Below are 10865 nucleotides of genomic sequence, written 5' to 3' on the forward strand. Positions count from 1 at the left end.
CCATAATATTATCGGAATGTTTCATGATACCAAACTTTTTTGCAAATCTTCCTTTATTTTCTTGTAATATCTCTTAACTGTAGCTATCCCTATACTTAACATTTTAGCAATCTCATTTTGACTTAATCCTTTATCTTTTAATTCTTTTACTGCCATTATCTTATTTACCGTTTCTCGCTCTCTTTTAGTTAACCCCGTTTCATCTCTATATTTAGCTTTCTGTCTTACCTTATGATTCTGGTTATTTCTTTTCTTAACTTCTTTAGTATTAATAATAGTCTTAAGTTGGCCCATCTCCTCTTCAATAATATTTAAAAGGCCTATAAGCGTTGTATTTTTATAGTTATAACCTTTATATTTATATCCAGTTATATTTTTCTTTTTGACTATGTCTTCTTCAAAATCAATTTTTAATTGCTCTATATCTTTTTTTGAACTTGAATTAAATTCATTCTCAAGCCATAATTTATAAGCCTTTTCTGCCTGCGACGTCTGGCTTCTAACTTCATTCTCAGGCAACGGACATATAAATCCCTTGTTAAACTCTAAAGTATCCTCTAGCGCCTTATTAAGGTCACTAGTAAAACAACATGCCCAGTACCTATATAAAAAACACATAAGCTCTCTTTGATTTTTTTCTACTAGTTCTCCGTTTTCATCTCGACAATATCCTTTTCTAAAGGTTTGGAGCTCTACTACATCCATGAGCCTTGCATGATGAAGACTGTAAAGATTGAATAGTTTTACAACTCCTGATTTTCTTCCTCTTTTTTTTACACTTGGATTTTTAACATAGTCATTTAGCTCTGGAAGATACTGCTCTTGAATATCCCGAAGCTCATACCTTTCTTCATTAAAAACTAATATCTCAGTTGCTTGTCCATTTTTTTGATTGGTAGTACCTGTTAGTCTACATACTCTAGCTGCATCAATTGATTTGGCATCAGCACCTATTTCCTTTAACTTTTCTAAAAAAAATTTTTGAACCGCATTCCAAAGAGGCAGGAGCATATATGGAACTGGCTCTATAAGCCAGTAAATAACTATACCTTGACCTGATATAACTATAAAACTAGGCGGTGGAACAGCTCTCCTAAAATAAACTTTTTCAAGTAGCCATATAATCTGATCTGCACTTAATCCTTTGTACTGTTCCATTGTATAGTAATCTAAATCTATAAATAATGAATTTAATTTTCTTATATTTTCTATACGCCGCTTGGGTCTATAAAAAGAATTGGGACTTAAATATATATTTGCATCATCTACACCCATAACCTTGCCTATATTTTCTTTAAGCTCGTCCACTTTGTAATGATGCTGCTTCCAGGTACTTCCCTTTTTAAGGGCTATAGTTATATATCCATCATCATTTTTATGTAAAAGATCTATTTGCATCTCTGCCTGTGATACTTGTTCACTGTTAATCACGGCTTCTACTGGTGCTATAGCTAAATTTCTTATAATCTCACTTAAGTCATCCATGTGTTTTTTTTCTGCCAGCATAAAAAAGCCCTCCAATTCTTTTGTAACCCGAATAAAGAGTGCGGCACTATATCTATTAATCGTCACCTTCGGTGCTGAATACTTTATTTAATCTACACGCATATTGACTATTATCAACAACTATATTAATATGAATGTATAAACTAAATAGAATATTTAAAGATATATTTCTCTTAATCGGGGAAGATATCAGGTTAAATGAAACTCTTGAATGAAGTCGTCCAAACTTTTGTGTTCAAGAGTTGTTTTTTGGGATATAGTTAACCCCTGATTACTTTTTATTTGTAAAATTTTGTAATTTTACTTTGTTTGTTGTAATTTTATCTGATTTAATATTACTATTCATTACCTATATTTTCAAGTTTTTATAATATTTATTCTTCTTCTTTTCCTTGTTAACTCATCTTCTATATTTATTTATAAATTCTACCAAAGCAAGTGCTATAAGATCCTTTTGTGTTTCCTTTCGCTCCTTGCAAAATCCAACGAATTCATCAAGCGCTATCTTATAAGTTTTAACACTTCTACTTACAACATCTCCCTTGAGCATTGAATTACTTAGTTCTATTTCTGGAACATCTATTATGTTTTCATTAGTTTTCTGATTTCTATACCAATTAATCATTTCTTCTATTTCAGGATATTCCGTTTTTATAGTAGCTTTAACAGCGTCTCTTACTTCTGTTTTAAGTACCACCGAAGTATTATTGTTATATTTTTTTACCGGTATTACCTTAGTGTTGCTATTTATTTTCTCAAGAAATGTTTCTTGTGAATTATTTGATAAATTCTGCGTAGAACCTTTATTTTCAACGGGTGTTACTAAGGTGTTGCTAAATTGGCTCTTCTTTTTACCCTCTGTTGCATCCGGAATATCATATAAAAAAGTAGATTTATTATACCCTACACCTGTACCTTTAATTGTTTCTATATAGTCTTTTCTGTTTACATTAAAAGTATCTTTTATAAATTTATCTGTTGAAATTTTTTCTTCTTTATTTTTGTCTTTATTAGCTATAGTATTTTTATTAAGAGCCTTTGCTATTTCTATTAATTTTTCAATAGGTAAATTTAATTCTTTTGCTTTACTCATAGTCCTAACCCTCCTTTGTACACACCTTATGCACACCTTATAAACACTTTGTAGTTATTAATAATAATATCATAAAAGTTATAAAGAAAAATTTATATTTATGAAATGCCAAATATAAATTTTTCTTTATAGCTTTTTTTGATGTTGCATAAGTGTTTCTTTGTAGTTGCTAATTTGATTTTATTAAATAGTGTTTACTTGTAGTTGCTCAGTAACACCTCTTATATACCTTTATTTGCAACGAATAATGATGCAGTGCTGATACCTATTAATATGTCCGAAGCATATCATAGGGCATATTAATTATTAATTAAAATTATTGCATTACTTCAAATAAAAATAAATAGAATTTGCGATTATAAAAAAAATAAAGATTTTTTATAATATGAACTATAATTTTTTAACTTGTCCGACCCGATAGGCGAGGGCGCTAGAGAGTAACTAACTTTAATATAATATAAAAATTAATAAGCACCTAAACCTTACGCATTATAAAAGACCCCAGAGCCCTGCCCCGATATGGAATGTCGCAAACTTTAGCTTAACTGGGCGTTTTAATGCCAGTTAAGCTTATGGTTTGCGACGTTCCATAGGACCCGTGAGGATTGACCCTAGAAATGACACTAGCGCATTACTCAATCAAATAGGTGGATAGCAACGATTCGTGTATAAAAAAATATATCTATGTAAAATCAGCTTTACATTTACCATTTATTGATATATAATCAAATGTAATGTTAACTTTACATTAAAAGAGGTGCTTAAATGAAAAATCGTATTAAAGAATTAAGAGAAGGAAGAAATTTAACACAAGAAGATTTAGCAAAATCATTAGAAACCTCAAGGCAGACAATAATATCTTTAGAAAAGGGAAAGTATAACCCTTCAATTATGCTAGCTTATAAAATATCAAAAGTATTTAACAAAAATATTGAAGAAGTATTTATTTTTGAGGAGGAATTATAAAATGGAAAATAAAAAGCCAAAAGAAATTGATTCAAAGTTTGGACGTGCTATAGTTTGGTCATTTTCTAGTATATTATTAGGGATTTTTGCTGTTATTACCAAAAAAGATAACGCTTTTGTTTTGTTTATATTGGGTGGACTATGTTTAATTTATCTTATTTATATATTAAGGAAAACAAAAAACAACACAAATGAACGATATGAAGATGAAAGAAAAAAATTCGTTAGTGACAAATCTAAAAGCATGAGTTTTGACTGGATATTTGCTTTTATGGTTATATTTGAAATTTTAATTAAGACAGAAAAAATTAAAATGGATTCTTATGATGTAATTATGGTGGTTATAGGTAGTGCACTTATAATAAAATTTATTAGTTATTTAGTTTGTAAATCTAAATATTAATAACTGAAATTAAATAGTGAACAAGAATATTTGTAAGCACCAGCCACCTTGTGCAAGTTGTAGGTTTATCACCAACTTGTCCATCGGCGGCGTACGTATTTAGATTTAAGGACATGATTAAACTACATATGCGTGCGTGGATCCAAACTTCTAAAATTAGCGACTATTAAAGACTCTAGTGGGTCGTTAAATTTCGTATTAGAAATTTATCGAGCCACGGGTCTTCAGCGTAATTTCCCGGGCACTTTGGGACCTTGTATGAATAACAGTGCCCTTTCGGTAAAGGTCGCGGTGGTGGTGGCTGGAGCGAGCTTTATCGAAAGGGCTGCGTAGACCTCTTTTTTTTATGATTATTTATATAGAAAACTTAAATTAACAACAATTTAAATTTACCTAAACCTCATGCACGCCGTCGGGTACCCAAAAAAGGACCAGCTTTGGCATTAGTATCTCTTAGTTTCCCAGGGTTTGAGGGACGAAAACAATGGGAAGCTTAGAGATTCTTAGGCTGAAGCTGGTTCTCTTTTTGGGTGACGGTATACGTGCCATGAACTTGTCCTTCCAAATTCCCTATACTAGAAGTAACAATAATAGTAGAAGTAATATATTTAATTTAAAATAATTATTATAATAAGCTTTAATTTAAATTAACAATACTATTAGGTCCAGTTAGGAGATTATTTAGATTAAAATTTTTTTTAAAACTTGTAGGCGGCAAGCAAATGGACTAGCCCAGCTACTGAGGGACGAAGTGGCTGATAGGCCTGTCCATTTGCCGTGAAAAATGGACGAGTTTCTGACCTCTACTAAAACTTCTTTTTTTGAAACTATAAATTCACAAAACAAACGGTACTGCTCTGAGAGGATGAGGTGAGAAACCTGTCCATTTTTCACCCGAGGGTCGCGAGGATCTACGTAAAATGCGTAGATTTTTTTTTAATGTTGGCGTCAATAAAAAAAATCCTGCAGCATAGATGTAGGACTTTTTTACCCCTGGGGGAAGGGGGAATTATTTTCTTTTGCTTTGGGCAAGTTTACTGACTGCTACTAATACTAAATAGAAAGAATAATGCTTAGGTACCTTAATAGATTAGTTTATTTCTGAGCAGTGAGTAAGATTGTCCAAAGCTTCCTTGACCCCAAATGATTACCCTAGAAACTCCACTTTGGGGCTGGGGAGATAAATTCTTAAAAATTAAAACAGCTCAATTTTTATGAACCCTAGATGAATGCTCCTAAGAATGCAACTATTGAGCCCGTTTAATTTATCTTCTTTATTCTAGTTGCGTCAATAATACCAACACTGCTTTATTATCGATATTATATTTTATATTAGAAAAGTATTTACTATTATATAATATAATAGTATTGTTAATATATAAATTAATATATAAATTAGTATAATTTCTAATGTATTAGTTAATATATTATTAGGAGGGGTTACATTGAAAATAATATCTTTTAGCACCCTAAAGGGCGGTGTTGGAAAAAGTTCTAGTTTATTTAATATAGCAGGGTTACTTGCAGAAGAGGGTAAAAAAATACTTGTTATTGATGTGGATCCTCAAGGCAATAGTACAAATAATTTTGGTATAGATCGAACCTCAGAAAACTTTAAAAGCATTAAAAATATTTTAGAAGATGATATTGAATTTGAAAACGTAGTTATAAAATCACCAGTTAAAGAGCTCCCATCTCTTGATGTTATTCCAAGTTCTATATTTTTAACCGCTACGGAATTAAAGCTTGTCAGCTTAGCTGGTAGGGAGAATATACTTATTAACTATATTGAAGATAATTTAAAACATTTTAATACCTATGACTATATACTTATAGATACAAATCCTTCCATGAGCATAATTAATCAAAATGCTTTGGTAGCTGCAACTGATATTATACTTGTATCTGATATTAGTATGAATTCAGTAGAAGGCTCTGAACTATTTTTGGCTCTTTGGAATGATATAAGAAAACGCTTAAAAATAGAAAATAATATAAAAGGATTCCTGATTAACATGTATGATAAAAGAATGAATCTTTCATCTCAATTTAGAGATTATTGTAAAAGAAATGATGAAGTTAAAGACATACTTTTTAATACTGTAATACCTATGAATGTTAAATTAAAAGAAGCTGAGTTAGAAGCAAAACCTATAAATATTTATTGTAGATCATCCGCAGGATATAAATCATATGTAGAACTTATTAATGAAATGAAGGGAAGAGGTATTTTATAATGGCAAATAAATTTGATAAAGCTGTACAAAATCGCAGCTTTGAAATATTAGATTCTGGAAAAAAACAAAAAACTGATGATGTTATAGTTTCAATAGAAGTAGAAGATAAAACACTAAAACAAACTGGATTTAATCTTGATGATATTATAGAAAAAAAATCTAAAAACTCTAAAAATAAAACCTATTATTTAGAAACAAATGCAATTGATGAAATAAAAAAAATAGCTAAAGAGCAGAATGTAAGCGAAAGTAAACTTGTAAATGATATATTAAAACATGTTCTAGGTATTAAATAAATTAATGTAATAATTAATATATAAATTATTATATTAATGATTGCATTAGCTAATATAATAGCTAATGAGTCCTTAAAAATGTGCAATAAAAGGGAACATAATATATTAAAAACATTATATTTGAAAGGATTAAAATTATGGAGAAAGAAGAACAAAATTGGCACCCTATTAGTATGTTACCTATGCTATCTACAATGGTATCTGATCAACTACAAGAAGCTAAAACTCAGTATGAAAATCTCTTGCAAGCCAAGCCTAAACCATATGTTTTAAATGATGAAATAATCGAAAGAGTTATTAAGGTATTTACAGAACAATTTGACTATATATGTTTATATGAAAATCAAATATCTAAATGGCAGTACGAAGAAACATTAACAACTAAAATTGAATCAGATCTTGCTAAACCTCAAATGCAGCTCCAGGAGCTTAGCAAAGTTTTAACTAATCTTTTAGCTCTAGCAGGTGAACTTAAAAAAGGGACTATAGAAAAAGTTATGGAGAAAAGTGATTTAGAACTTGGGCTGGAAATTCTTAAAAAATAGCGCCCATAATATGCAATTTCGATGTAATTTCAATACGCTAAAAAAAACACACAGGTGTTTTTTTTAGCGTATTTTTATGACACTCTATAGGTCTAAGAAACTAATAAAAATGAATACTAAAAACAATAATGTAACAAATAAAAGTCACTTTGTTCAAAGATTAATAGAGTTAATAGCGGGATTTTGTTATATTGTTTTAGGTCTAATATTGCTTTTAAAACTATTCAATGTACTAACATTTGGATTTTTGACCTTAGCTGTTGTGTCATTAATCAAAATAATTAAAATTATAATTAGTAAAAGATACAAGGACATAAAGTGGTAGGTAATATTCGTATATTGTACATCAACCCTAAAGGATTGATATATATAAGTTATTAAGCATTTTGTTAAATTTAACTAAGCAATTATGCTCTTGAATCCATCCATTTATATATTATCGGCATTTTAAATATAAATGCAATTCTTGCTGCGTATAAGCATGAATTGTTTCCCCTGGGGGTAGGGGAATTATTTCATTTGCTTTGGATAAGTTTACTGACTGCTACTAATACTAAATAGAAAGATGAATTCTCAGGTACCTTACTATATTGTTTTAACTGTTGGCAGTGAGTGAGATTGTCCAAAGCTTCCTTATGGACCAGGAGCAGTGAAAGAGCTTGTGCCACATCCGATTTTCGCATGAAGCATGAAGGAGAAAATTGGATGTGGACTAGCCTTTGACTGCGGCGGGTTAGCATTATAATTCAACTTATTTATGATACATTGAACGTAACAAGTCAATACGATATGTTACATTCAAAATGAAATTTTTAAGGAATGGGCAATACAGCCAATGTGAATGTAACTCAATTACATTTGTGTTACTTTCGGAAAAGTTTTTATTTAAATCATACTATCTATTTCTAAGTTCGCTCCACAATTTCTACATTTACAGATAGTTGATTATAAATAACCATTTAATTTAAATATTATCAATGAAGTAAAATAAAGGTATATAGAATTTTATGTAGAATACTGACATATATTACACGTTAAATAAAAATTATAAATTTGTGTAATAGTTTAAGTTTTTAAATTCAAGAAAGGAGTGATTAAAATTAAATTATTAAATAAAAATAAACTTCGGGAGGTTAATATGAAAAGATTAATTAATAAATTTTTAAGCTTAATTCTTTGTGTTTCTATTATTACAATATGTTCTGCAAGTGTGGTTTTTGCTGGCATTGCTACTTCTGAGCGTACAATAGTTGAAGATGGTGTAACTTACAAAGCTTACGCAAATGTTGAGCACAGATATGACAAAATAGAAGCGGATACTACTCTCACGAGACAGAGTGGTAATAGTGGAGCAGGTTGTCTTGGTGTACAAGCCAAACTATTCAACGAAGCTGATCAGCTAATTCAATCCACTGACTGGAAATATAATAATATTAGTATATCTAGTGAATCTATACAAACTGCTGGAACTTCTGTTAAAGGTAACTACTATAGTTATGGTAATGTGAAAATATATAATGGAAATGGATATAGCACTTATTCTTTATACAAAAGCCCTTTTTTAGAATTAAAATCAAATGTATCATATGCAATAAATAAAAATGGCCAAACATACGGTTCAGGTGTTTATGATTCGGATTTAGGATCCGGACCAGATTTAATTGAATCTATTGGAATGAAAGGAACATGTGGATATGTCCTTTCTTCTGACTTAAATGGAAAGGATCATACTACACCTGAAGAAGCTATAGCTCAAAAAAATAATAATTCGAGAACAATACCTCTTTATGATAAAGAGGGTAAAACTGTTATAGATGAATTTAAAATTGAAAATGTTGAAGCAAAGTAATATCTTTTTGCGGTTTTCATTTAAAAATATTGAGTCATTCTTCCATGTGAAATACATTGGCGTATGTAAATTATTTGTAAAAACAGCTACAAAATAAGAACGATGTGAGTTAAAATGAATTTTTATATATGAATAATATTAATTCATAGCAGGGATAATAACCATATTATATGATATAATGTGGTTATTAATACATTTGCAAGGTTTTAAAATATTTACAGACAATAACTTATTCTAAATACTATTTAAGAAAGGATAGTGTTAGTTATGAGATATAAAAAATTATATCAATTTAGCATACTTATTTTATTAATAATCTTATATACTAGTGATGGACAGCGTTTAGACTATTTAGCAAATACCAATTTAGAAAAGCAAAATATTAAAAACAAGAGCCCCTACCTCATAAATAAAAATGAGCAAACATATGGGCGTAATTATGATGGTTCACCTGAGATAAAAAAATCTGATTTAGTGTCTGCTATTGGGATAGATGGTACAATTGGTTATATTATGACTTCTGACCTTGACCCAAATCCTCCCAACACTCCACAGGAAGCCATAGAACAACAAGAGAATAGAAAATCTATTAGATACATACCTCTTTATAATAAAGATGGTAAAACTGTTATAGATAAATTTAAGATTGAAAATGTTGAAGCAAAGTAATTTTTATTTAAACGCTTGTAAAGCGTTAAATCAAGGAACCGAAAGTTACACAAGCATATTGTGTAACTTTCGAATATTTTAAAAAGGTTAAAATAAATACCTTCAACGGGTATTTTATCAGTCTAATATAACTTTTGGAGGGGATAGGCAAAACTACCCTAAATGTTTTGTTATACTTTACGAATACATTTTATAGTTTTTCAATTCTACACAAAGGTATACCTTTGTGTAGAATTGTTTGTTTTAAAACTAAAGGATTGATATCACTTGATTTAAAGTTATTATTTAATACTGTTGGTGTGATTCAGAGAAATGTTGGCGAGAACCCTTATAATAAAAAATAAAACAAGCTCCATTCCTTATTCATCAAGGCTTAGAGCTTGTCTTCTAAATTTAGCTTAATTAAATTAATAGAAACTAGTTATGTAAAAACAAATTAATTTAACATTCAATTGGATCTACATAATTCGTATATTTGTTCGAATCAAAGTCATTTTCTAAAACTCAGGTAATTTGTCCAAATTATCCTCTTTTACTTTATTGGCATCGGTTCTCAAATAATATACGCCATCAATTAGTATTTTCTCAACTTTAGCACCTTTAGTCCATTTGCCTTGAACATTTTTATAAATTGTACAGAATGAGTACCCTTGATCAATACTTGTAATTACTTTTTCCCTTGTCCAGATGCTTCCAGCACTTACAGAACTGTCATTATCTTCATGAACTTTAACTTTTTCAATATTCTTATACTTCTCTGTTTCTTTATAATGTACTTCTGAAATTAAGTAAGTTGCCCATTTAGCCATAAAAAATCTCCTTATTAGGTATTAGTAGTATATTTTTTAAAATAGCAATAAAACATTTCTAGGTGGCTGATTTCTGCAATATGGATTTTCACAGGAAACAGTATATGCTCCACCACCTGGTACTGTATATCTAATCTCGTACCCATGTGTTTTGAGTCGCTGACATATTACTTTTCTCCCTTCTTTCACCTCATAATATTTAATTTCTACAAATGAAGACGATATCCTTTATAAATCATTCCCTATAATATGACTACTTTCTCTTACTTATATTTGGGTTATTATTAATATGAAAAGTATATTATTAAATTACACATAAAGTGGTGAATATACCTCTTTAAATAATCAAGAACATACAATATAATAAAATGTTATATTGAACAGAATGAAAAAAAGAGCTATCTGAAATCAGATGGCTCTTTAAAATATTATGGATTACTTAAAGTTTTATCATGATTACCTATGTTCCTAAGCAATATACCCTCTTCTGTA

At 29.6% G+C, this 10865-nt stretch carries 10 protein-coding genes; 7 read left to right on the forward strand and 3 right to left on the reverse strand.

Going from position 1 to position 10865, the window contains the following annotated elements:
• Positions 1 to 21 precede the first annotated feature (21 nt).
• The gene (locus tag ACJAX4_RS17995) at positions 22 to 1506 is read right to left on the reverse strand and encodes a DNA-binding response regulator (RefSeq protein ID WP_435790828.1); all 1485 of its coding nucleotides are present in this window, start codon (positions 1504 to 1506) and stop codon (positions 22 to 24) included.
• 400 nt (positions 1507 to 1906) lie between these two features.
• On the reverse strand, positions 1907 to 2599 hold the full coding sequence (locus ACJAX4_RS18000; RefSeq protein WP_435790829.1) for a hypothetical protein: 693 nt from the start codon (positions 2597 to 2599) through the stop codon (positions 1907 to 1909).
• A 765-nt stretch (positions 2600 to 3364) separates the two neighbouring features.
• On the opposite strand from ACJAX4_RS18000, the gene ACJAX4_RS18005 reads away from it, so the two are divergent.
• From ACJAX4_RS18005 to ACJAX4_RS18035, 7 genes are all read left to right on the forward strand, one after another.
• Complete coding sequence (locus ACJAX4_RS18005; protein WP_435790830.1) at positions 3365 to 3565, forward strand: helix-turn-helix transcriptional regulator; 201 nt, start codon at positions 3365 to 3367, stop codon at positions 3563 to 3565.
• Position 3566: 1 nt separating this feature from the next.
• On the forward strand, positions 3567 to 3968 hold the full coding sequence (locus ACJAX4_RS18010) for a hypothetical protein (RefSeq protein ID WP_435790831.1): 402 nt from the start codon (positions 3567 to 3569) through the stop codon (positions 3966 to 3968).
• A 1445-nt stretch (positions 3969 to 5413) separates the two neighbouring features.
• The gene (locus ACJAX4_RS18015; protein ID WP_435790832.1) at positions 5414 to 6205 is read left to right on the forward strand and encodes a ParA family protein; all 792 of its coding nucleotides are present in this window, start codon (positions 5414 to 5416) and stop codon (positions 6203 to 6205) included.
• Positions 6205 to 6501 carry a hypothetical protein gene (locus ACJAX4_RS18020; RefSeq protein ID WP_435790833.1) on the forward strand — a complete coding sequence of 99 codons (297 nt, stop codon included), beginning with the start codon at positions 6205 to 6207 and terminating at the stop codon, positions 6499 to 6501. Before ACJAX4_RS18015 ends, ACJAX4_RS18020 begins: the two co-directional genes overlap by 1 nt.
• A 137-nt stretch (positions 6502 to 6638) precedes the next feature.
• Complete coding sequence (locus tag ACJAX4_RS18025) at positions 6639 to 7046, forward strand: hypothetical protein (protein ID WP_435790834.1); 408 nt, start codon at positions 6639 to 6641, stop codon at positions 7044 to 7046.
• 1138 nt (positions 7047 to 8184) lie between these two features.
• On the forward strand, positions 8185 to 8895 hold the full coding sequence (locus ACJAX4_RS18030) for a hypothetical protein (protein ID WP_435790835.1): 711 nt from the start codon (positions 8185 to 8187) through the stop codon (positions 8893 to 8895).
• 267 nt (positions 8896 to 9162) lie between these two features.
• A complete protein-coding gene (locus ACJAX4_RS18035; RefSeq protein WP_435790836.1) occupies positions 9163 to 9564 on the forward strand; it encodes a hypothetical protein in 402 nt (133 codons plus the stop codon).
• 497 nt (positions 9565 to 10061) lie between these two features.
• Here the strand turns inward: ACJAX4_RS18035 and ACJAX4_RS18040 are convergent, their stop codons facing one another.
• Positions 10062 to 10373 carry a DUF3892 domain-containing protein gene (locus ACJAX4_RS18040; protein ID WP_435790837.1) on the reverse strand — a complete coding sequence of 104 codons (312 nt, stop codon included), beginning with the start codon at positions 10371 to 10373 and terminating at the stop codon, positions 10062 to 10064.
• Between the last annotated feature and the right edge of the window lie 492 nt (positions 10374 to 10865).

The organism is Clostridium sp., assembly GCF_051278035.1.
In the GTDB taxonomy this organism is placed as follows: Bacteria; Bacillota; Clostridia; order Clostridiales; family Clostridiaceae; genus Clostridium_AD.

Excerpts from the sequence above, each read along its gene's own strand:
- ACJAX4_RS17995 (WP_435790828.1), bottom strand. The coding sequence starts at position 1,506 with ATGCTGGCAGAAAAAAAACACATGGATGACTTAAGTGAGATTATAAGA.
- ACJAX4_RS18000 (WP_435790829.1), bottom strand. The coding sequence starts at position 2,599 with ATGAGTAAAGCAAAAGAATTAAATTTACCTATTGAAAAATTAATAGAA.
- ACJAX4_RS18005 (WP_435790830.1), top strand. The coding sequence starts at position 3,365 with ATGAAAAATCGTATTAAAGAATTAAGAGAAGGAAGAAATTTAACACAA.
- ACJAX4_RS18010 (WP_435790831.1), top strand. The coding sequence starts at position 3,567 with ATGGAAAATAAAAAGCCAAAAGAAATTGATTCAAAGTTTGGACGTGCT.
- ACJAX4_RS18020 (WP_435790833.1), top strand. The coding sequence starts at position 6,205 with ATGGCAAATAAATTTGATAAAGCTGTACAAAATCGCAGCTTTGAAATA.
- ACJAX4_RS18025 (WP_435790834.1), top strand. The coding sequence starts at position 6,639 with ATGGAGAAAGAAGAACAAAATTGGCACCCTATTAGTATGTTACCTATG.
- ACJAX4_RS18030 (WP_435790835.1), top strand. The coding sequence starts at position 8,185 with ATGAAAAGATTAATTAATAAATTTTTAAGCTTAATTCTTTGTGTTTCT.
- ACJAX4_RS18035 (WP_435790836.1), top strand. The coding sequence starts at position 9,163 with ATGAGATATAAAAAATTATATCAATTTAGCATACTTATTTTATTAATA.
- ACJAX4_RS18040 (WP_435790837.1), bottom strand. The coding sequence starts at position 10,373 with ATGGCTAAATGGGCAACTTACTTAATTTCAGAAGTACATTATAAAGAA.